Source organism: Candidatus Accumulibacter necessarius (assembly GCF_036625085.1).
Genome location: NZ_JAZKUM010000002.1, coordinates 163,049 through 183,463 on the forward strand (window position 1 = coordinate 163,049; position 20,415 = coordinate 183,463).

General features: G+C 59.2%; 20 protein-coding genes, 4 pseudogenes and 1 other annotated feature. Of the genes and pseudogenes, 8 read left to right on the forward strand and 16 right to left on the reverse strand.

Translation table 11 applies throughout. The features are described 5' to 3' along the window. Positions 1-98: 98 nt before the first annotated feature. The 5 genes from V5B44_RS04980 to V5B44_RS05000 form a co-directional block, all read right to left on the reverse strand. Positions 99-860 carry a metallophosphoesterase gene (locus V5B44_RS04980; RefSeq protein ID WP_332358009.1) on the reverse strand — a complete coding sequence of 254 codons (762 nt, stop codon included), beginning with the start codon at positions 858-860 and terminating at the stop codon, positions 99-101. A gap of 114 nt (positions 861-974) precedes the next feature. Next, positions 975-1,277: a hypothetical protein gene (locus tag V5B44_RS04985; RefSeq protein WP_332358010.1), complete on the reverse strand. Its 303-nt coding sequence runs from the start codon at positions 1,275-1,277 to the stop codon at positions 975-977. A 67-nt stretch (positions 1,278-1,344) separates the two neighbouring features. Further along, the gene (locus V5B44_RS04990; protein ID WP_332358011.1) at positions 1,345-3,681 is read right to left on the reverse strand and encodes a hypothetical protein; all 2,337 of its coding nucleotides are present in this window, start codon (positions 3,679-3,681) and stop codon (positions 1,345-1,347) included. A 146-nt stretch (positions 3,682-3,827) separates the two neighbouring features. Beyond that, complete coding sequence (locus V5B44_RS04995; protein ID WP_332358012.1) at positions 3,828-4,253, reverse strand: type II toxin-antitoxin system VapC family toxin; 426 nt, start codon at positions 4,251-4,253, stop codon at positions 3,828-3,830. Beyond that, positions 4,250-4,495, reverse strand: a complete 246-nt coding sequence (locus V5B44_RS05000; RefSeq protein ID WP_332358013.1) for a type II toxin-antitoxin system Phd/YefM family antitoxin — start codon at positions 4,493-4,495, stop codon at positions 4,250-4,252. Before V5B44_RS05000 ends, V5B44_RS04995 begins: the two co-directional genes overlap by 4 nt. A gap of 852 nt (positions 4,496-5,347) precedes the next feature. Between V5B44_RS05000 and V5B44_RS05005 the strand changes: the two genes are divergently transcribed. Together V5B44_RS05005 and pssA are read left to right on the forward strand one after the other, a co-directional pair. Then, positions 5,348-6,673: an IS4 family transposase gene (locus tag V5B44_RS05005; protein WP_332358014.1), complete on the forward strand. Its 1,326-nt coding sequence runs from the start codon at positions 5,348-5,350 to the stop codon at positions 6,671-6,673. Between the two features lie 596 nt (positions 6,674-7,269). Further along, entirely contained in the window at positions 7,270-7,896 is a 627-nt protein-coding gene (gene pssA, locus V5B44_RS05010) for a CDP-diacylglycerol--serine O-phosphatidyltransferase (protein ID WP_332358015.1), read from the forward strand. Positions 7,897-8,224: 328 nt separating this feature from the next. On the opposite strand, the gene V5B44_RS05015 is transcribed toward pssA, so the two are convergent. The 3 genes from V5B44_RS05015 to V5B44_RS05025 form a co-directional block, all read right to left on the reverse strand. Next, positions 8,225-8,614: a PRC-barrel domain-containing protein gene (locus tag V5B44_RS05015; RefSeq protein ID WP_332358016.1), complete on the reverse strand. Its 390-nt coding sequence runs from the start codon at positions 8,612-8,614 to the stop codon at positions 8,225-8,227. A gap of 75 nt (positions 8,615-8,689) precedes the next feature. Then, positions 8,690-8,875, reverse strand: a complete 186-nt coding sequence (locus V5B44_RS05020) for a CsbD family protein (protein ID WP_332358017.1) — start codon at positions 8,873-8,875, stop codon at positions 8,690-8,692. 138 nt (positions 8,876-9,013) lie between these two features. Then, entirely contained in the window at positions 9,014-9,505 is a 492-nt protein-coding gene (locus V5B44_RS05025) for a GNAT family N-acetyltransferase (protein WP_332358018.1), read from the reverse strand. 354 nt (positions 9,506-9,859) lie between these two features. Here V5B44_RS05025 and V5B44_RS05030 point away from each other — a divergent pair, with 354 nt between their 5' ends. The 5 genes and pseudogenes from V5B44_RS05030 (at position 9,860) to V5B44_RS05050 (ending at position 14,685) form a co-directional block, all read left to right on the forward strand. Next, entirely contained in the window at positions 9,860-10,393 is a 534-nt protein-coding gene (locus tag V5B44_RS05030) for a hypothetical protein (RefSeq protein WP_332358019.1), read from the forward strand. Further along, complete coding sequence (locus V5B44_RS05035) at positions 10,390-11,460, forward strand: flavodoxin family protein (protein ID WP_332358020.1); 1,071 nt, start codon at positions 10,390-10,392, stop codon at positions 11,458-11,460. The genes V5B44_RS05030 and V5B44_RS05035 overlap by 4 nt, the downstream gene beginning before the upstream one ends. 8 nt (positions 11,461-11,468) lie before the next feature. After that, on the forward strand, positions 11,469-12,782 hold the full coding sequence (locus V5B44_RS05040) for a PQQ-dependent sugar dehydrogenase (protein ID WP_332358021.1): 1,314 nt from the start codon (positions 11,469-11,471) through the stop codon (positions 12,780-12,782). 179 nt (positions 12,783-12,961) lie between these two features. After that, positions 12,962-14,163, forward strand: a pseudogene (locus tag V5B44_RS05045) (IS3 family transposase). After that, positions 13,240-13,355 (forward strand) — a sequence feature (AL1L pseudoknot). Its footprint overlaps the pseudogene before it by 116 nt. Before the next feature lie 69 nt (positions 14,164-14,232). Continuing rightward, positions 14,233-14,685, forward strand: a complete 453-nt coding sequence (locus V5B44_RS05050; protein ID WP_332358022.1) for an antibiotic biosynthesis monooxygenase — start codon at positions 14,233-14,235, stop codon at positions 14,683-14,685. Here V5B44_RS05050 and V5B44_RS05055 read toward each other — a convergent pair. The 3 genes and pseudogenes from V5B44_RS05055 to dmpG all read right to left on the reverse strand — a co-directional run bounded on the left by V5B44_RS05055 (position 14,665) and on the right by dmpG (position 16,687). After that, positions 14,665-15,093 carry a tautomerase family protein gene (locus V5B44_RS05055; RefSeq protein ID WP_332358023.1) on the reverse strand — a complete coding sequence of 143 codons (429 nt, stop codon included), beginning with the start codon at positions 15,091-15,093 and terminating at the stop codon, positions 14,665-14,667. The genes V5B44_RS05050 and V5B44_RS05055 overlap by 21 nt on opposite strands. 15 nt (positions 15,094-15,108) lie before the next feature. Further along, positions 15,109-15,834: pseudogene (locus V5B44_RS26565) on the reverse strand (SDR family NAD(P)-dependent oxidoreductase). A 28-nt stretch (positions 15,835-15,862) separates the two neighbouring features. Beyond that, entirely contained in the window at positions 15,863-16,687 is an 825-nt protein-coding gene (dmpG, locus tag V5B44_RS05070) for a 4-hydroxy-2-oxovalerate aldolase (protein ID WP_332358026.1), read from the reverse strand. A gap of 52 nt (positions 16,688-16,739) precedes the next feature. Between dmpG and V5B44_RS26570 the strand changes: the two genes are divergently transcribed. Beyond that, a complete protein-coding gene (locus V5B44_RS26570; protein WP_434735408.1) occupies positions 16,740-16,916 on the forward strand; it encodes a hypothetical protein in 177 nt (58 codons plus the stop codon). Between the two features lie 16 nt (positions 16,917-16,932). Here the strand turns inward: V5B44_RS26570 and V5B44_RS05080 are convergent. The 5 genes and pseudogenes from V5B44_RS05080 to V5B44_RS05100 form a co-directional block, all read right to left on the reverse strand. Next, positions 16,933-17,862 (reverse strand): annotated as a pseudogene (locus tag V5B44_RS05080) (acetaldehyde dehydrogenase (acetylating)). A 15-nt stretch (positions 17,863-17,877) separates the two neighbouring features. Continuing rightward, positions 17,878-18,300 carry an aldehyde dehydrogenase family protein gene (locus tag V5B44_RS05085; RefSeq protein WP_332358027.1) on the reverse strand — a complete coding sequence of 141 codons (423 nt, stop codon included), beginning with the start codon at positions 18,298-18,300 and terminating at the stop codon, positions 17,878-17,880. 113 nt (positions 18,301-18,413) lie between these two features. After that, positions 18,414-18,988: pseudogene (locus V5B44_RS05090) on the reverse strand (aldehyde dehydrogenase family protein). Next, complete coding sequence (locus V5B44_RS05095; protein WP_332358028.1) at positions 18,985-19,344, reverse strand: aldehyde dehydrogenase family protein; 360 nt, start codon at positions 19,342-19,344, stop codon at positions 18,985-18,987. Before V5B44_RS05095 ends, V5B44_RS05090 begins: the two are co-directional and overlap by 4 nt. A 117-nt stretch (positions 19,345-19,461) precedes the next feature. After that, positions 19,462-20,397: a catechol 2,3-dioxygenase gene (locus tag V5B44_RS05100; RefSeq protein ID WP_332358029.1), complete on the reverse strand. Its 936-nt coding sequence runs from the start codon at positions 20,395-20,397 to the stop codon at positions 19,462-19,464. Positions 20,398-20,415: the final 18 nt, after the last annotated feature.

Consider the following 20,415-nt stretch of genomic DNA (forward strand, 5'->3'; position numbering starts at 1 on the left):
GACGCCATTAAATCTGCCTAGAAACCTGACGAGAATCCCGGTAATGACAAGACAGGTTCTATATTTTGTGTGCCCTGCCTATTGACCCGCACGCCGACTCAGACTTCAATAAGCAATTCTGGTCGAAAGCCCACACCCTGTTCCTTGGGGTAGCCACGCTGATTCGATACGATCCGACATTCATTTTCGGCATTAAAGTCGTAGCTGGCATGGGTGTGCCCGTAGCACCATAGATCAACGCGATGCTTTTGCATCAGGTACGAGAGATCCGTCACGAAATAGGGTGACAAATCGCTGCCTTCGAATTGCGGTGGAATGCAGCCTCGATGCGGAGCGAAGTGCGTGACGACTGCGGTCTTGCCAGGAAATGGTTTGGTGAGTTCGGTATCCAGCCAGCCTACCGAAGCTTGGTGCATCTCGAGTGTGTCTGAAGGGTCCAGCGGTTTACCGCCCGGGCGTTTCTTGATCTTGTAATAGTCGTTGATCAACTGCTTGGCCCGGAGCATGGCTTTGACGCCAAGGTCGACACCGTATAAATCGAAACCACTCCAGAGAGTGCAGCCCAGAAACCGGACACCTTGGATCTCAATGGCCCGATTTTCAAGAAAGTGAATACCCGCACTTTCCCACTCGGGTTTGCGCATTTCCGCCAGTAGTGTCAGGTCGCTGTCGTAGAGTTCGTGGTTGCCACAGATGTAGATCACTGGCTTGCCAGCCAATGCGGCGGCCGCCCACGTCAATCCTGCGGTCTTCGAGGCAATGTCGCCAGCCAGGATGACCACGTCCGCTTCTTTGACCGTGGCAGGTGGTTCCCAAGCGCCTTGATTAAGGTGCAGATCAGAAAAGAGGGCGATTTTCAATTTGGTTCCTCTGTTGCGAGCACATAAGCACGCAGCAATATATCTTTTCCTATCGATAATAAGGCAAGTCAGTATTGATCAAGCCCCGTTGACGACGAGGCCTCAATGACATGTTTAATGCATCGGCGAGTCAATTTCACCCAGCATAGCTCCCGAGACCGTCGCAAGAACCCCCACAAAAGCTTCGGTGCCATCTCGGAGCAGGGCAATACTCTCGTTATCCAGAGTGGTTGCAGAAAGTAGATGGGCGAGGTCAGGCAACTCCTGAGCGCCATATTTCCTGGTCATGTGTGCCGCCTGCATCGCCAGGATTCTGGCAACCTCTGCAAGATCATCCTTGCTCGCCTTAGCAATCATTTCCTCTGACAACTGCCAGTAACCGCAAAACTCCAGAAATACGGGGTCGTTCTTGTCCATGCGCAATATTCACTTTCTGCTGTCTGCGTGTTGCTGCGCGGGTCAGATTGACCATCGTGTGCGATTTTCACTGACCACGATTTGTATCCAAGCTGCCAGTCCATGTGTATATCTTCTTCCCAAGTACGGAGTCCACATAGTCGCTATGCGTCAGGCTGCCTGTCTCGGCATGCCCCAGAATGGCGTCAATGATTTCCGGGTCGAGTCCGCGAACCCGTAATTCCCTCGATAAGCGATGGCGAAAGAGGTTTAGCGGGAGCGGCCAATCGAACACGCCAAGTCCGGCGATTTCCGATTCACTGACCGATCGCCACTGAAAGCCATTTCCGTTTTCGCCCAGAAAGAAGAAAAGCGGAAGTCGCCCCGTAGGCATTGTCGCGAGCAATGCAATTTCATTGGCCAAATCGGGGGCGCCCTGCTGAAGTGCTTCTGCGAGCCTGGCGAGGTGGGAAAGGTAGCGCTGCTGAAGGAATTCGCAAACGGCCTCTGGAAGCGGCGCAAGGCGTCCTTGATGGAGGCCATCGATTACCTTGTCCTCGATGTAAACAACCGCTTCTCTGAAATCAAAATATCGCAGCGATTCGAATGGGTCACGAATCGGGCGGCCACCGGTTGCTGCCAGGAGCATGACGACGGTAAAGGCGACAAAAGCGTTATGGAATTGAATTGGGTCATCACGCTCGCGCAGACGGTCTACCTTCTGCGCTGCTTTCGCCAGGGTTTCGACGACGAGCGTCTCAATCGGGCACAGGCGGCTGCCGGCGGCACGAGCGCGCAAATCCGTTTCCGCGAGCGCAACTGGCACGGATCCGCCAATGCCAGAAAAGACGCCCAGGCATTCTTCTGCATCCCAATAGCCATATCCGCAAGCACCAGGAAGTCCTGAGGCGGGATGGCTGGCGATAAGCCGGGCAAAATTATGGTTGCGCTGGGCGAAATAGCTCTCGAGTGGCAGCATCCCGGCCAGCATTCCCGGCGTCAGGCCAGGGGAGATTTCGGCAAGCATAGAAGCGCAGGCCTGCTGCGGTTTCTTCTGATTTCCTGTGGTTGCCCATAGTGCGATCAGTGAGTGTGAGTCTGGCTGGCAGGACAACGCTTCGACGAATGTTTGGGCAATATCGGTTGGTGGCTGAACCACCAAGTGAGAAAGGCTGGGATGTACCCAGCGATTTTCTGGCTCGAATTTTGGACTCCAGCCTGAATAACGTGCTGGCGGACGGCGATGAAAATAGCCATCCGGGTGCAGGCGCCATTCCGCAGTGCTTTCTGTGCCTATCTCGATGGCCGACGCTCGGGCTATGGATCGGCCCAAGGTGGCAGCAGTCCAGATCAGTGCGCGGCTCAGTCGAAGCGAAACATCGGTGGTGTTGTAGACATTCCGCAGCCAGGCTTTAAGTTCTGCGGATTGATTTGGATTGGGGCGGGAAAGCGACCAGGGAAGATATTGTTGCTCCTCGCTGCTGAACAAGAGGACGCTTTTCTCCAGTTGCCTTTCCTGAGTCAGGGAAAGATTAGCCGGTGTTTCAAAGCCGACGACGTCGCCTACGTCATCGTTACCAACGATAACAGTGCTAGTCGGTAGATCGGTATGTTCATCCTCATCGACAAACGCCAAGGGTTGGTCGCCATCGGCGCTTCCAGATTGTGGGGGTATTACCCAGAGCGATGGCTCGGAAGCGCCGGAAATCAGAAGATGCTCGCCAGTAGTGACGGATACGATGGCCCTCAGCAAGTCTTGGTTGCTGTCCGGAAATGTCTTGTTCTCGCGGTAAGAGTTGGCATGGCCACGTATTTCGGTGTTCAGCGTCGACCAGTCGCTGCTACAGGAAAGGATCCCCATAAATATCGGAAGCCACTGGCTGGAGATTCCTCGGGACAGATCTTCGCAGCAAATTCGCAAAGCCTCGGCCACTCGGCGGTGGTGGGCGTCGAGAATAGGTTTCTCATTGAGCGCACGTTCAAATGCATGTGTGATCAGCCAGAGGCGCAAGCGTGCGAGCCAAGCGTTTTCTCGGCTTCCTTCGGGATAGCGCGTGATGAATAGCGCGAGGAGGTAACAGCGCCGTAATGAATTGCCGAGATGAGCGCGTGCGCTGCGCGTATCGGAATAAGCGGTGAAATTGGAGGGGAAATCGGCGTGCTCGTTGACTGCGATTCCCAGGCGTGACAGTGCGGCTGCGGCTGGTGATGCATCACTCCAGGCATGCAGTAGCGCTAGCGATTCAGGGCGCCGGATTTCGTCGAGGATATTTCCGAGGCCGCCGAAAAAGAGAGAGGTTTGCGTGGCGTTAACCAGATGCCTGAATTCGGCGGTCAGGCCATGTACTGCAAACCAGGCATCAGCAATCCCCCAGGTACCTTCTGGTACAGGGTTGGCTGGTTGAGTTGGTTCCGCAAGACTCACGTTGCTGTATATAGAAATGAGTGTCTGCTATCAGCGGTCGGAAATCCCAGATTTTCTGGAGCATTCCCCTCGGCGATCTTCGCCAGGTTGGAGTAATCGATCAGTGCTCGGTTGACCTGGAAATACAGCCGCCAGGAAACGGTGTATCAGTGCGTGCCGAAGATCGCGACGCCCGCAGTTTTGGCGGCCTTCGCCAGATTAGTATCAAGCGTTGCCAGCGGTAGTCCGGTACGCAGTGCCATTTCCAGATAGGCAGCGTCGTAGGCAGATAGCTTGTAGCGCCGGGAAAGGTTCAATGTATCCCCCAGGGCGTGAACTGCGGTCGCCTGATCGGTTACGATATTGAGCCTTCCAAGGAGGGTAATGAAGCGTTGCGAGTCGGCCTCGGTCACGATGCCCTTGGACTCAACTTTGGCGATCACATTGGCTACTTCCAGTGCAAACAGCGATGGGACGATGGCCTGCGAATCCTTTAGTGCCTTCAGCGCCACACCAGCAAAATCTACACCCGCCGGATTGGTTTCGGGGACTAACCAGAGTAGCGCCACAGAAGCATCCAGCACAAAACTCATGCCCGGCCCTCGTTGATGAGTTCCTTGAGATCAACGCCTTCCAATGGCTTGCGGGCCTGCATAAAGGACAGCATTTCATCGACGGCTGCCATGCAGTCGGAATGCTTGTTGTCTTCCGCCGGCACAAGTTCGGCCACGGCTTCGCCACGCAAGGTGATGGTGTAGCGATTGCCGGCCTGAATGCCACGCAGCAACTCTGGTAACTTCGTTTTTGCCTCGTATGATCCAACTTCAATGTTCACGATCTGCTCCTTTTGATTGGTATGGACCAGTGTATAGACCGGTCGCAATGTGTCAAGTTTCAGCGAGTCGAATCGGGGCGGGGCTTGTGATTTGTGCCAGCTAGGTATTTTGCGCAAAACGACACACGCTCCAGTGCGCAACTCCCATTTCCCAGTCTGCCGGATTTTTTACCAGCCCTTTTGAGGCGACCTGTCTTCAAACTGGTTTCGTCTTATTGGTGCTACTGAGAGCCTTGGGATTTGATAGGTTATCTGGTGCGCGCCTTGACCGAAGGTCAAGAATTGCCCGGGTGCCTGACGATCAATTGTGCTCGGCTTATCGGGTTTGCTCCTCCGTAAGTGGGCTAGTTTGGGAATTGCTCTGAGAATGGTAACGACCGCAATTGCCTTCAATGGCGCCAATTTAGCGCGTTTTTACAAATTTAAATCCTATTGCAGTCTTTAAATTGTGTATTTCTCATAACCATCCTGCCCCCGCAACCAAGAAATGCAACGAAGGATCAACAGCTTAGCGGCGTTGGTCCTTTTTTGTTTTTGGCCTAGAAAATTTTTGTGCCCACGCTGTGCCCAATTTGTGCCCACGCTGTGTCCAAATCATCTATCGCATTTTGTTCAATAAGGCTTAATTTGTTGCTGAGCGGGTCAGATTGACCATTGTGTGCGATTTTCACTGTCCACCATTTGTAAACCAAGCGGCCAGTCCATGTGTATATCTGGGGGGCTTGGCCTTGATCAATCGGTGACGCGCAGATTGGTCAATCTGACCCGCGTATCACCAGCGTTACCGCATACCCTTATACACAACTTGAGGAACTCGCTGTAAGCTGCCGATTTGTTTGAGAAGGTGGCAGGATGGGATGGGCTGCTGAGGAGCTGCAGGGAATTGATCTGGGGGACCGAAGACTGGACAAGCGAGCGATCGCGTTGTTGGACACGCTGTCTGCCAGACCGACGGCGAGTATCCCGTCGGCGTGCTCTGGCTGGTCGGAGACGATCGCGGCCTACCGCTTCCTGGACAATGATGAGGTCACGTGGGAGGGCATCCTGAGACCTCATTGGTCGTGCTCGCGGACGCGGATCGCCTGCCATAAGGTCGTGTTGATGTTGCAGGACACGACCGAACTGGACTTCAACGGGCAAAGCATCGACGGCTTGGGCCCCTTGAGCTATGAAGCTCAGCGCGGTCTGTACGTGCATCCGACGTACGCCGTCAGCACAGATCGCGAGCCCTTGGGGGTTCTGGATGCGTGGATGTGGGCGCGTGAGCCGAAAGACGCCAACGGGCAACGCCCGGGGATCAAAGAGAGCACGCGCTGGGTCGAGGGCTATGAGCGGGTGGCCGAACTGGCGGTGGAGTTGCCGGACACCCGGCTGGTCTACGTGGCCGACCGCGAGTCCGACATGATCGAACTGATGGCCCGTGCCGGCGAATTGGAGACCCCGGCCGATTGGCTGCTGCGTGCCCAGCACGATCGAGCGCTGCCCGACGGTCAGAAGCTGTGGCAAACGGTGACGTCTGGTGAGGAACTCGGCGGAATCTCTTTCACCTTGCCGGCGAGACATGGCCAGAAAGCTCGCGTGGTGCGCCAACAGCTTTGGGCGCGTGTCGTCGATCTTCCGCATGGCAAGAACAAGACGATCCGAGCCACCTGTGTGGTGGCCAAGGAGATCGATCCCCCTGCCGGCAGCAGCCCAGTTGAGTGGCGCCTGCTGACCAATCGCACCGCCGAGACGCTCGCCGAGGTGGCGGAACTGATTGACTGGTATCGTGCGCGTTGGGAGATCGAGATCCTCTTCCACATCCTCAAGAACGGCTGCCGGATCGAGTCCTTGCAATTGCGGACGATCGACGGCCTGCAGCGCGCCATCGCGCTGTACCTGATCGTCTCCTGGCGAATTGCTTTTCTGATGCGATTCGGCCGGACCTGTCCTGACTTGCCCGCCGACTTGTTCTTCGACCAAGATGAATGGCATGCCGCCTATCTCCTCAACAAGAAGAAGCCTCCGGCTGACCGGCCCACTCTCAATCAGGTCCTGCGATTGGTGGCCATGCTCGGCGGCTTCCTGGCGCGCAAAGGCGACGGCGAGCCGGGCGTCAAAACCATCTGGATCGGCTTGCAGCGCGTCATGGACTGCGTCGTCGGTCTCCAGTTCATCCGCCAGGCGGCTCCGGGGTGAGTTGTGTATAAGGATATGGCGTTACCGCTCGGTGGCGTCAAGGGGTTCGACTCAAGATCATTTGTGCCACTTCAATTTAAGTTGCTTTTGCGGGAGCCTGTTCCGAAAGGGAATTTGCAGCCATCACTTCGGAAGGAGCTTGTAGGCAATGTCTAAGATCGCGCAGTGCACTGCGCGATCTTCGTCGGTGACCGGGTGATAAAGGGCATGCCCAGAATTTCCCCTACCGTAAATAGCTGTCGCGCCCACGCGAACCGCGGTCCTGATGCACGGTGTTTGAATCCATTATGTTAGAAGTTGCCAATTTATCTTCCAGTGGAAAACGATTGCTCGGCGAAGCTGTCATGCCCCTAGAAGGTAACTTCAGATACAGTGACATTACTCGTTGCCAAACTGGTCACGGCAAGAAGACTTGCCAAGTTCGAATTCATTGATCACTCTGGTCTTGGCTTCTTGCAAACAACAGTTCTTAATCCAACGATAACGCTGGTCATTGGGTCGGACTGTGTGGCTGCACACTGAGCCTGAACAATCGAGGGCGCATCGTGCAGTGCATTGATAGAGACACCCCGAACTTCTCACAATAATTGGCCACTATGACAACACTTGAAAAACGCAAAGCTTTTTCGATGATTCGCGAGTTCCATCTTGCCGACTGGCTTACGCTTGGGAATGCGGTCTGTGGCATTGGCGCGTTGTTTTCGATCATGACGTTCCTTCAGACAGGCCATGTCAAGCACGTGTATTTCGCATGCAGCCTGCTCGTTGCGGCGCTGATTTTTGATGTTCTGGATGGCCGCGTCGCCCGATGGCGCCAAATGACTTCGCCGATGGGACAGGAGCTTGACTCTCTTGCCGACATCATCTCCTTTGGCGTGACTCCGGCGGTGATTGGCTACGCCTTGGGAATGAATGGCCTGTTTGACCGTATTGTCCTCGCCTATTTTGTTGCGTGCGGAGTCTCACGTTTGGCTCGCTACAACGTGACTGCCCAGGAACTCTCAGAGGGTGGCGACAAAGTGAAATATTTTGAAGGTACGCCAATTCCCACCTCACTCCTGATTGTAGGAATTCTGTTTTGGGCAACAACCACAGGGGCTGTTGGTAGCACAATCTGGTTTGGCGAATTTACGCTGGCTGGTTTCAGGTTTCATCCACTGGTACTGATGTTTGCGCTCTCGGGCTCGTTAATGATCAGCCGGATAAGGATCCCTAAGGTATAAGTAGCCGGTCTGGAGTGTTCGCCCACCAATAACCAGCGTTATAGGTGTAGCCGGCCGCTATGCGCAGATGATCAGAAGCGGGCAGTAACTCTGGCTTTGCCTAAAGATGATCAGGCATTTCTTTGGTCGTTACAGCCACGCGTGCCCTCGACTCGGGCTGCAATAGCTAAATTTTGGCCGTTTTCTCAGGTTGACCGCAGCATCGTGCCTGGTCAGGACGGGGCCATGCCGATTGGCTGTTTCCCCTGAGTTCCAAGCGCCTAGCTCTCGGTCTGACGCTTATTGACTGATGCGGCCAAAGCTGGCCGCATCAGGTTCAAGCAGGCGATCAGCCTAAGTACGTCGTGCCGTAAAAGCCGTGGACGCTCTTTTCCCAAGTGGCATCGGCCATGTTGGGCCAATTGTCGGTATCGAAGCCCGGCGCATTCTTCAGGCGCTCTTCGTCGGCATCCATGACTATGCGCTTGTTTTCAGTATCGACGGTCAGCGCACTCCATGGCACGGCAAACAGCTTTTCGCCGAGACTGAGGAAGCCGCCGAAGGACAGCACGGCGTAGCAAATGTTGCCGCTTTCGATGTCCAGCATGAGTTCCTTGATGCTGCCCAGCTTTTCGCCTTTCGGGTTGTACACATCGTCACTGCTGAGCGAACTGGCGCTGAGGACTCTTGAGCCACGACGGACGGCACTGATTACTTCGGGTTTGATCATATCGTTCATTTGATGCTCCTGAATTCGGTTGGTGGGTTGGATGGAAAAGACTTTGGCAGAAGGTTCGGCCAACGTGTCGACTACTCATTTGCCCTTGCTGGCATCCTTGACGTCTTCTTTCAGATCGCCGTAGGCGGCCTGGGCTTGGCCACCGGATTTTTGAATCTTTCCTTCCACTTCCAGCTTGTCGTTACCGACGACCTTGCCGGCGACTTCCTTGACTTTGCCTTTGGCTTCTTCGATACGACCCTTGGCTTGATCCTTGTTCATGGTGTGCTCCTGTGCGTGAAATTGGTTGAGGGGACAGTGCCGAAAACGCGTTCCGGCAACTGGTTTTGAGAGATTAGGCAGGTCGCTTCCGCTGGTCGGTACGCCAGCGCACCAATTAGCGGACGACCCGGCGATTGATCAGATTTGTACTCTCTGTAGAGAGCCAACTTGTGAACTGAGTGGTGCCAAGGTCAAGTAGGCGTCGGCTTCACCACTGGTGGTCGTAATGTCCATGCCGTTCTTTCTTGCCAGATGCAGCATCGAACTGTTTTCCGCGAGGCAATGCAGGAATAGGTTGCTTACCCCCCAACTGCGGGCACGCAAATGGCCGCGCCGCAGAAGGGAATCGCCAATTCCCTGCTCTCGATGATCGAGCAATACGGAGACGCCGATTTCAGCATTCCCACTATCTCGTGCCAGGTGCGCAGCCGCGATGAGCCGCAATTCATCGTCGAGAACGCCGAATACGGCGTCGCAATCAAAGTCGATGTTCGCTACGTAACGTCGGACAGCAGAATCATTGAGAGTGCCACCGAAGCGCAGCCTTCGGTCGGGGCGCGCCAGCGCCATGAAGTGGTCTTCGATCGTTTGCCGATCGATGAAAGAAAGCTCCGTGACTAGGATTTTCATGGTTCGGGGGCGACATATGCTGGCGCAGGCAAAGACATGAAACATCTTTCAATCATGGCTGGACTCCTAAAGTGGAAACTTGTTCACGGTTTGAGCAGACATGCCGTGGGATGGCCGGGCTGGCATCTTGCGCAGTCATCAAGACAATCGACTCATGGCGAGCCGTTTTGATCAGATTCATGGCTTCATACTGCCCGCAACGAAGGTGACAACACAGTGCGCGAGCACACAGAAGGCGAAAGGGCCGGCAACTCGGTTGGGGCAAGTTGGTGTCCTGACGCACAGACGGCATGGTCAACGGCAAATATTCTCCGAATTAATCCGTTTTTGCGGATTTACCCCAAGGAGAAAACCATGGACGAATACCGTCATCACGTTTCCGGATTTTTTGCACATCGCGAGGAAGCAGAGGGTGCTGTCACCCGGCTGGTACAGCGAGGCATTCCGCGCGATCAACTGCAACTTTTCGATGCCGATTCAGGGCCGGTGGTCGCCGAGCCCAAGGGCGAAAGTAATGAAGTGCTGAACAAGGTGCTGGTGGATGGCGCTATTGGCACGGCAGTCGGCGCCGGCATTGGCGCCCTGGCGCAGCTTGCGCTGGTGGCTGGCAGCGTCACGCTGTTTGTCGCCAGTCCGTTGGTCGCGCCGCTGGTCATGCTTGGCTGGGGAGCCAGTCTCGGTGCCTTTGTGGGTGCCGCGGCCGGTGCCAATACAGGCGTCGAGCACAAGGACGGCTGGCTGGCTGATCTCGTCCATGACGCCATCGCCAATGGTCAGGTTGTTTTGGTTGCCGACACCCGGAGCGCGGAACAGACGGCCATCGCGCGCGAAATTGTCGGGGATGCGGTAGGTGAGTTCCAGGATGTCGTCAGTCAAGTTCCTGTGTGACTGACGTTCGTAAAGGCCAGGCCCCGGCTCGTCTCGGGCGGGTAGCGTTCAGTGCGCGCTTTCGTGAAGCCTGGCTTGATCCTGCTTTTCGCAATGAAGATCAATCGATTGCCCGCCTCGAGGAAATTGCCTGGGAAATTTACCTGGTTGGCCGCAAGTCGCCGATTACCCGGAAGGCGGGGCCGGGCTATGTCGATCCAGAATTTGATTTGTCAGTTGAGTGGCTCGCCGCGAAAGAGTCTATTGATCAGGCCCAGCGCCAGTGGTCAGATCACGGCAGCCCATCCCGAGTATTACTGATTTGCGGCTCGGCCCGAAATGACGGCACCTGTCCGGGTGAAATTTCCAAATCCTTCAGGTTGCTGGAACTGGCGCGTGAAGTTCTGGAGCAGGCAGAAATCCAGGTTGATGTGCTGGATCTTAGCCACTTGACCTCCGAATACGGTCGCAATATCCACCCATGCAAAGGCTGTGTCTCGACAGCGATGCCCCTTTGCCACTGGCCGTGCAGTTGCTATCCGAACCATACGCTCAACCAGACCAATGACTGGATGGCAGAAATCTATCAACGATGGACTGCCGCCCACGCGGTGATCATTGTTACGCCGGTATATTGGTATCAGAGCCCCAGTCCGTTAAAGCTGATGATCGACCGGTTGGTCTGCGCCGATGGTGGCAATCCCGATCCGACCTCGACTTCCGGCAAGATAGCGAGCAAGGCGAAAGAACTTGAAATGGCCGGCTGGGACTATCCAAAGCATCTGGCCGGACGCGCCTACGGTCTGATCGTACATGGCGATGTTGCCGGCGTTGAGGATGCTCGCCGCGCCCTTTCGGACTGGCTTGACTGGATGGGTTTCATTGATGCCGGGACGCCATCACGACTGGAACGCTACATCGGTTACTACGAGCCGTATGCGACCAGTCACGAAACCCTGGACAACGACGCAGCGATGCAGGAAGAGACGCGCAATGTGGCGCGAGCAGTGGCCAAGGCGGTGGTTGAATTGCGCGCCGGACGCCTGCAAGCGGTACAGCCGGTTTTGTCACGGCCGCGACCCAAATAGTTGAATCAATGCACCCAAACTCGATTTCACTCTTGATTGGGCTGCTGATGATTGCCGCTTGTGGTGAGGTGGCGACGTTGCCGGTTTCCGCTGGCACGGGCACTCAGCCGACACTGCCTCCGCCGCAGCGGACATTGATGCCAACCGTCAATATCGCGCCCGCTCAAGGCTGGGCACCTGGCACCGCCCCCATCGCGGCACCTGGCACCCGTGTTGCCCTGTTTGCCGATCACCTGGATCATCCGCGCTGGCTGTATGTGCTGCCCAATGGTGACGTACTGGTGGCTGAGACCAACGCCCCGCCCAAGCCCGATGACGCACCGGGAATCAAGGGCTGGGTGATGGGACTGGTCATGAAGCGAGCCGGTGCGGGGGTTCCCAGTGCCAATCGCATCACGCTACTGCGTGACAGCGACGGGGATGGCATTGTCGATTTGCGCTCAATTCTTCTTGATGGACTGAATTCACCGTTTGGCATGGCGCTGGTCGACAACTATCTCTATGTCGCCAATTCCGATGCGGTCATGCGTTTCCCTTACACATCAGGCGAAACACGCATCAACAGCGCGGGCACCAAGCTGATTGATCTTCCCGCCGGCACGATCAATCACCACTGGACCAAGAACCTGATTGCCAGCCCCGATGGCCGCAGGCTATACGTCACGGTCGGCTCAAACAGCAATGTCGCCGAACGTGGCATGGCGGTTGAAGCAGAGCGCGCCGCGATCTGGGAAGTCGACATCGCAAGTGGCAAGCACCGGATTTTTGCCTCCGGGCTACGCAACCCGAACGGTTTGGCCTGGCAGCCCGAGACCGGAATGCTGTGGACCGTCGTCAACGAACGTGACGAACTGGGCAGCGATCTGGTGCCGGATTACCTGACCTCGGTCAAAGATGGCGCTTTTTACGGCTGGCCGTACAGCTATTACGGACAGCACGTCGACGAGCGGGTGACGCCACCGCGACCCGACCTGGTGGCGAACGCAATTTCTCCGGATTTTGCTCTGGGGCCGCACACGGCATCGCTTGGACTGGTCGCTTCGGTTGGCTCGACTTTACCTCCACCCTTCGCAAACGGCATGTTCATCGGCCAGCATGGCTCATGGAACCGCCAGCCGCATAGTGGCTACAAGGTGATCTTTGTCCCTTTCAGTCATGGTCAGCCGGCAGCTGATTCGCCGGTGGATGTGCTGACCGGATTTCTCACCGAGGATGGCAAGGCCTCCGGTCGGCCGGTCGGTGTTGTGATCGACAAGCAAGGCGCGTTACTGGTGGCTGACGATGTGGGTAATGTGATCTGGCGGGTAAGTGCCTCGCGCTAAGGCAGTTTTCTCAAATATGTTCGATCTGGCGGCTTCAAGTCCGAAGCGAGACAAGTTGATGATGATGCTTCCAAAAATCAAACGCCAGATCAATGCGGCGGCGTCCAAGGCTCCCAAGGAAACGTGATATGAATCGCCCCGGATTTGGTGGAGGCTCTAACTCTTGAGAAGATAGAGCCATGAAGAAGTCAGTCAAGTTCTCCCCCGAATTTCGTGAGCGCGCAGTGCGCATGGTGACCGAATGCCGTGCCGATCACCCAACGCTGTGGTCAGCTGTTGAATCCATTGCCGCCAAGATTGGCTGTACGGCGCAGACGCTGATGACCTGGGTACGTCAGCACGAACGAGATAGTGGCCAGCGTGAAGGACCGACCACTGCAGACCGGAAGCGCGTCAAGGAACTGGAGCGCGAGGTCAAAGAGCTGCGCAAAGCCAACGAGATACTCAAGCTTGCCAGCGCGTTTTTCGCACAGGCGGAGCTCGACCACCGATTCAAGCCTTAAGGTTTTTTGTCGACCAGCATCGCGATGCCTTCGGGCCGAGCCGATCTGCAGGCAATTGCAGATTGCCCCGCCGGGCTACCGGCGTCATGTCGCCCAGCGGCACCATCCTGAACAGCGTAGCCAGAGAGTGCAGCGCGACGAAACGTTGATTCCCGAGATCGAACGCGTCTGGCAGGCCAACCTGCAAGTCTATGGTGCTGACAAGGTCTGGCGGCAACTGAACCGCGAAGGCGTCGTGCTAGTTAGCCCGTTGTACGGTCGAGCGACTCATGCGGCGCCAGGGACTGCGCGGTGTCATGCGTGGCAAGGTGGTGCGCACCACGATCAGCGACAGCAAAGCGGCTTGCCCGCTGGATCGGGTCAATCGGCAGTTCAGGGCCGAGCGTCCCAATCAGTTGTGGGTCTCGGACTTCACCTATGTCTCGACCTGGCAAGGCTGGCTGTACGTTGCCTTCGTTATCGACGTTTTTGCCCGACGTATCGTGGGGTGGCGTGTCAGCAGTCCCATGCATACGGACTTCGTGCTCGATGCGCTGGAACAGGCGTTGTACGCCCGCCAGCCAAGCCCCGAGGAAGCCTTGATCCACCACTCGGACAGAGGCTCGCAGTACGTCTCGATCCGCTACAGCGAGCGACTGGCCGAAGCTGGGATTGAGCCATCAGTCGGCAGCAAGGGCGACAGCTACGACAACGCCTTGGCTGAGACGATTAACGGCTTGTACAAGGCCGAGATGATCCACCGGCGGGCACCCTGGTAAACCAGAGAATCCGTGGAGCTGGCAACCCTGGAATGGGTGTCGTGGTTTAACCACCACAGGCTACTTGAACCAATTGGCTATATCCCGCCCGCAGAAGCTGAGGCAAACTACTACAGGTAACTCGCCGATCAGGCCGCCATCGTGGCCTGACTTAAACCAACCGGCCTCCACGGAACCCGGGGCGATTCAATGTTCGAAGACGCCAAGCGCTTTCCCGGCTATTTGTCAGCGGCGTTGATTCCGCCGGAGGCGCCCGGTGGCGAATACCAGATCAACCAGCGATTCGAGAGCGAAGCCGATTTCGAACACTGGAACAATTCGCTGCAGCGCCTCGGCTGGCTGGAAAAACTCGACGCTGTGGCCGAAGGCGAGCCTGAATATCGGCTGCTGAATGGCCTGGAGGTCTGGTTTCCCCCGCCGACCACGCCTGCCGCCAAGCTGCCGGCCCGCTGGCGCATGACGGTGGTCAGCTGGCTGGGCATCTTCCCGACGGTTGCCTTGCTGACCACCTTTCTTTTGCCGCAACTGCAGTTCCTGCCGCCCTTGCTGCGGACGGCGGTGTTCACGGCGCTGGTCGCGGTGGCGATGTCCTACCTGATCATGCCGCGCCTGACCCGCTGGCTACGCTGGTGGCTTCGCTAGTTCGGCGGCACGGCGAATCCGGGCCGGTACGCCGCCAATGCCCCAGCGGTCGGGGTGAGTCTGCTCGATGTGGATGCGGATTCGTTCCGGATCGACATCCATCAGGCGGGCGGTGATTTCGTTCAGTTGAACGATGATCTGGTGAAACTGCTCGACGCTGCGGCCTTCCATCAGGATCATTTTGATGAACGGCATTTCCGCCTCGCGCCGCGGGGTATGTGCCAGGACTTCGCTGGCAGGCTCGCCCGAAATGCCCCACAGGTCGGGATCGATTTCGGTGACCCAGACTTCGAGGCGGTCCTTCGGGGCGGCGAGGATATCCGACAGGGCGCTGGAAGTTTCGCGTATCCACTGCTTCAGGTTTTCGCGCGGATGTCCGGCGAGGACGTGCAGGTTGGCGACGGGCATGTTTTTCTCCGTGGTTTAGGGCAGGCCGCGACGGCGGCCGGCGTCGAGCATCAGGCTGGAGCCGGTCATCGCGTCAGCTTCCGGGGCGAGCAGCAGGGTCACCGCCCAGGCGACCTGCCGGCGTGGTGAGAATGCCGAGCGAGGATTCGGCGCGCATCTCGTCCAGCACCTCTTCAGTGCTGCAGTTGCGCTGTTCGGCGCACGGTGGCGGCGACACGACGCAGGCGCTCGGTGTCGGCCGGGCCGGGGCGATGGTGTGGGCGGTGACGCCGCGCGGGCCGTAGGCCAGGCTGAGCTGGCGCACACATTCACCATCGCGGCATTGGCAACGCCGGCTGCGGCCGCATAGGCGGTCGGCTCCAGCCGTAGTGGCCGCCGATGGCGACGATGCGCGAGCCGGCCGCCAGCCGGCCGTCGGCCGCCCGCACCAGACGCAGCAAACCGCCGACCTTGATGTTGACCGCATCGACCATCGACTCGGTGGGCGCCGTCAGGATGCCGCCGGCCACCGCCACCCCCGGGCCATGCACGACCATGCGCACTGGCGGTCGATGGCGGCGGCAATCGCTCGATGGCCGAGTCGACGCCGATGTCGGCCGCGCAGGCACGCACGCCGGGGTTCTGCGCAGTCAGCGCCTGCAGGCTGTCGGCCGAGCGGGCGACGGCCACCACGCCCAGCCCCGCATCGAGCAGTCGCCGGGTGATCGCCGTGCCGAAAGCGCCGGTGGCGCCGACCAGGATGGCGCAGCATCACGATCCGCGTAGGGGATCATGATGCGGCTCCGGTCGCGGCATCCTTGAGCAGGCCGCGTTCCTTGGCCATGGTCATGGCGGTGTCGATGATCATGTCTTCCTGGCCGCCGATCATCTTCTTGCGGCCGAGCTCGACCAGGATGTCGCGGGCCGGCACGCCGAAGCGCTGGGCCGCCCGCTTGGCATGCAGCAGGAAGGTGGAATACACGCCGGCAAAACCCAGGGTCAGCGAGTCGAGCGGTCGACGCGCACGACGTGGTCCATCATCGGCAAAATCACGTCTTCGGCCACGTCCATCAGCTTGAACAGGTCCACCCCGGTTTCGATGCCCATGCGCTCGCAGACGGCGGCAAAGGACTTCCAGCGGCGTGTTGCCGGCCCCGGCGCCCAGCCCGCCCACCGAGGCGTCGATGCGGCTGGCCCCGGCTTCGATGGCGGCGATGGAGTTGGCAATGCCCATGCCCAGGTTGTGGTGGCCGTGGAAGCCGATCTCGGTTTCCGGCTTGAGCACGTCGCGCAGGCGCGCTGACCGGGCCTTGACGTCGCCGGGCAGCATGTAGCCGGCCGAGTCGGTGATGTACACCGTCTGCGCGCCGTAGGACTCCATCAGCTTGCCCTGCTGGGCCAGCCCTTCCGGCGTGTTCAGGTGGGCCATCATCAGGAAGCCGGTGGTGTCCATGCCCAGCTTGCGGGCAAAGGCGATGTGCTGCGGCGAGGTGTCGGCCTCGGTGCAGTGGGTGGCCACGTGCACGCTGCGCGCGCCGCAGTCGTAGGCCGACTGCAGTTCGCGCATGGTGCCCAGGCCGGGGATCAGCAGCACCGACACCTTGGCCTGCTTCACGGCGCCGCACACGGCCGCAGATGTATTCCTCGTTGCTGTGTGGCGCAAAGCCGTGCTGCAGCGAATTGCCGCCCAGGCCGGCGCCGTGCGTGACCTGGATGTAGGGCACGCCGGCCTCGTCCAGGGCGGTGGCGACCTTGACCATCTGCTCGACGCTGATCTGCTCGCGCTTGGCGTGCATGCCGTCGCGCAGGCACATGTCGTGCAGGATGACCTTGCGGCCCTTTGAGATTCAGGCTGTCACGTCATGTTCTCCCCTGCCAGGCCTCCACGGGCTTGAGCTGGATGGTGCCGGCCAGGATTTCCTCGGCGAACATCTCGGCGGTGCGGCAGGCGGCGGCGGTCATGATGTCGAGGTTGCCGGCGTACTTGGGCAGGTAGTCGCCCAGGCCGGCCACTTCCATGAAGACGGTGCACGCGCTTGCCGTCGAACAGCGGGCCGTTGACCAGGCGGTAGCCGGGCACGTACTTCTGCACTTCCTTGATCATCGCCAGCACCGATTCGATGATGCTTGCGGCTCGTCCGGCTCCTCGTCGGTCAGGCAGGAGATGGTGTTGCGCATGATCATCGGCGGCTCGGCCGGGTTGATGATCGCCAGCGCCTTGCCCTTGCGCGCGCCGCCGACCACTTCGATGGCGTTGGAGGTGGTGTAGGTGAACTCGTCGAGGTTGGCGCGGGTGCCCGGGCCGATGGACTTGGAGGCCAGGCTGGCGACGATCTCGCCGTAGCTCCACCTCTGCACGCGCGATACGGCGTTGACGATGGGGATCGTCGCCTGGCCCGGCGCAGGAGATCATGTTGACGTTCATCTCCACCTTCTCGGCGTGCTCGCGCAGGTTCACCGGCGGCACGCACAGCGGGCCGATGGCCGCCGGCGTCAGGTCGATCATCATCACGCCCAGCGCGTTCAGCTTGCGCGAGTTCTCGGCATGCACGTAGGCGCTGGTGGCGTCGAAGGCGATCTGGATGTTGTCTTCCAGCACGTGCGGCAGCAGGCCGTCCACGCCGGCGGCGGTGGTCTTCAGGCCCATCTCGCGGGCGCGGGCAGGCCTTCGGATTCGGGGTCGATGCCGACCATCCACACCGGCTCCAGCACGGGGCTGCGCTGGATCTTGTAAATCAGGTCGGTGCCGATGTTGCCGGAGCCGATCAGGGCGCATCGGATCTTCTTCATGGTGGCCTCTTGGGTTTAGAGCTTGATGCAGACGTTGCGGGTCTCGGTGTAGAACTCGAGCGAATGCACGCCGCCTTCGCGGCCGATGCCGGATTGCTTGGAGCCGCCGAAGGGCGTGCGCAGGTCGCGCAGGAACCAGCTGTTCACCCAGGTGATGCCAACTTCGATACGTTCGGCCACGCGGTGGGCGCGCGACAGGTTGTCGGTCCAGATCGTGGTCGCCAGGCCGTAGTCGTTGGCGTTGGCCAGTTCGATGACTTCGTCTCGTTGTCGAAGGGGCGGATGTGGCAGCACGGGCCGAAGATTTCCTCGCGCACGACCGCAGCGGTCCTCGGGCAGGCCGGTCCAGATGGTCGGCTGCACCCAGCTGCCGCCGGCCAGTTCGGCCGGCATCTCGGGCACGCCGCCGCCGGTGACCAGCGTGGCGCCTTCGTCCATCGCCGCTGGTAATAGGACAGCACCTTGTCGCGGTGCTCCTGGCTGATCAGCGGGCCATAGTTATTGGCATGATTTTCCGGTCGACCGTAGTTTCACGGCCTCGACCTTGGTTTTCAGCCGGCAACGAAGCGCTCGAAGATCGGGCGCTCGACGTAAACGCGCTCGGTGCCCAGGCACACCTGCCCGGTGTTGAGGAAGGCGGAGCGGAAGATGCCGTCGACCGCGCCTCGAAGTTGCAGTCGGCGAAAGACGATGCCGGCGTTCTTGCCGCCCAGCTCGAAGGACACGTCGCGCATGCCTTCGGCGGCGTTCTTCATGATGGCCGTGCCGGTGCGCGTTTCGCCGGTGAAGGTGATGGCATCGACCTTCGGGTGCGGGTCAGGAACTCGCCGGCCGAATCGGGCCGAAGCCGTTGCACCACGTTGTAGACGCCCTTGGGAATGCCGACCGCGTTCATCACCTCGCCAAGCAGGGTCGCGGTCAGCGGGGTTTCCTCGGAAGGCTTGACCACCACGGTGTTGCCGCAGGCCAGCGCCGGGCCGACCTTCCAGGTCATCAGCAGGAAAGGCGCGTTCCACGGCGAGATGACGCCGATCACGCCCTTGGGGCACGCGGATCGCGTAGTTGAGCGCGCCCTTGCCGTCCGGCGTCGCCATACGGAAGGATTCGGCGGCACGTTCTTGATCACGTCGGCGAAAACCTTGAAGTTGGCCGCGCCGCGCGGGATGAAAACGTGCGTCTGACGTGCGACGGCTGGCCGGTGTCGGCCATTTCGGCGGCAACAAAGTCATCGAAGCGGCGGGTGATTTCATTGGCCACGCCATCGAGCAGGTCGACGCGCTGGTCGGTGCTCAGCTTGCCCCATTCGCCCTTCAGTGCCGCGCGGGCGGCGGTCACGGCGGCATTGACCTCGGCCTGGCCGGCCTCGGCGATGTGGGCGATGACGCTGCCGTCAACCGGCGAGCGTTTGTCGAAATAGCGGGCATCGGGCGAAGCGGTGAATTCGCCGTTGATGAAATGGTGGATGCGTTGCGTCTGGCTCATGGCATGTTCCAGGGGTTCAAGTTCAGGCTTCCCTCGTTGGCGGGAATCCCGAGGGCAAACCTCGTGGATTCCCGCCGACGGGGGAATGCGGGGCGACGTGCTTGATACGCGGCGGTATCAGGTCACGACGGTGAGGAAGGATTCGTGCAGCTTGCGTTGCGGGTAGTCCAGCCCGCCGCCGGCGCCCAGGCCGTCGAAGGTCCAGGTTGTCGGCTCGTAGTCGGGGTAAGGCTGGTAGCCGCCCATGAAGGTCTCGAAACGGTTGCCGGACGGGTCAAATGCGTAGATGGTGCAGCCGCGGGTGATGCCGTGGCGGGTCGGGCCGATGTCGATGGGCACGTTGTTCATCGACATGATGTCGCTGGCGCGCAGCACTTCTTCCCAGGTGTCGAGCAGGAAGGAGAGATGGTGCAGTTTGCCCGGCTCCGGGTGCTCGACGAAGGCGATGTCGTGCACCTTGTGCGAGCAGGACAGCCAGATGGCGGCGCTGTTTTCGTTGTCCGGTGCCAGCACATGCTCGACCAGGTAGAAACCGAGCACTTCAGTGAAGATCTTTTTCACTTCGGCGATGTTCGGGCCGTAGAGCAGGCAGTGGTCGAGGCGCACCGGCGCGATGCCGTTCTCGGAAGCCTTGGTCCACGGGGCGGGGTTCTGCACCTGCAGGCCGTTGCCGACCGCCTTCTTCTCGGCATAAAGCTCGATCAGGTGGCCGGAGGGCAGCTCGAAGCGAACACGCTCGCCGGTTTCCAGCATTTCACCGGCCGGGATGCGCTCGGTCTTCAGGCCATAGGCCTGCAGGTCGGCTTCCAGCTTGTAAAGGGTCGCCTTGTCGAGCACCTTGAAGCCGAAGAAATCGATGCCGGCGCGGTCGGCCTGGCGCAGCACCACGCTGTTGTGGTCGCGCTCGTCCCAGCATTTCAGATAGACGCGACCCTGGGCGTCCCGGCCGGTTTCCACCATGCCGAGGATGTCGCGATAGTGGTGCACGGCCTCTTCGAGGTCGAGCACGCGGATGGCCCCGTGTCCGGGGCGCAAAACACCAGTCATTGCCATTGTCTACTCCTTTGGTTA

What these genes read in the sequence shown, in the direction of transcription:
- V5B44_RS04985 (WP_332358010.1), bottom strand. Translation starts at nt 1,277, where the DNA reads ATGGACAAGAACGACCCCGTATTTCTGGAGTTTTGCGGTTACTGGCAG.
- V5B44_RS04995 (WP_332358012.1), bottom strand. Translation starts at nt 4,253, where the DNA reads ATGAGTTTTGTGCTGGATGCTTCTGTGGCGCTACTCTGGTTAGTCCCC.
- V5B44_RS05005 (WP_332358014.1), top strand. Translation starts at nt 5,348, where the DNA reads ATGGGATGGGCTGCTGAGGAGCTGCAGGGAATTGATCTGGGGGACCGA.
- pssA (WP_332358015.1), top strand. Translation starts at nt 7,270, where the DNA reads ATGACAACACTTGAAAAACGCAAAGCTTTTTCGATGATTCGCGAGTTC.
- V5B44_RS05015 (WP_332358016.1), bottom strand. Translation starts at nt 8,614, where the DNA reads ATGAACGATATGATCAAACCCGAAGTAATCAGTGCCGTCCGTCGTGGC.
- V5B44_RS05020 (WP_332358017.1), bottom strand. Translation starts at nt 8,875, where the DNA reads ATGAACAAGGATCAAGCCAAGGGTCGTATCGAAGAAGCCAAAGGCAAA.
- V5B44_RS05025 (WP_332358018.1), bottom strand. Translation starts at nt 9,505, where the DNA reads ATGAAAATCCTAGTCACGGAGCTTTCTTTCATCGATCGGCAAACGATC.
- V5B44_RS05030 (WP_332358019.1), top strand. Translation starts at nt 9,860, where the DNA reads ATGGACGAATACCGTCATCACGTTTCCGGATTTTTTGCACATCGCGAG.
- V5B44_RS05040 (WP_332358021.1), top strand. Translation starts at nt 11,469, where the DNA reads ATGCACCCAAACTCGATTTCACTCTTGATTGGGCTGCTGATGATTGCC.
- V5B44_RS05050 (WP_332358022.1), top strand. Translation starts at nt 14,233, where the DNA reads ATGTTCGAAGACGCCAAGCGCTTTCCCGGCTATTTGTCAGCGGCGTTG.
- V5B44_RS05055 (WP_332358023.1), bottom strand. Translation starts at nt 15,093, where the DNA reads ATGCCCGTCGCCAACCTGCACGTCCTCGCCGGACATCCGCGCGAAAAC.
- V5B44_RS05085 (WP_332358027.1), bottom strand. Translation starts at nt 18,300, where the DNA reads ATGGACGAAGGCGCCACGCTGGTCACCGGCGGCGGCGTGCCCGAGATG.
- V5B44_RS05095 (WP_332358028.1), bottom strand. Translation starts at nt 19,344, where the DNA reads ATGAGCCAGACGCAACGCATCCACCATTTCATCAACGGCGAATTCACC.
- V5B44_RS05100 (WP_332358029.1), bottom strand. Translation starts at nt 20,397, where the DNA reads ATGGCAATGACTGGTGTTTTGCGCCCCGGACACGGGGCCATCCGCGTG.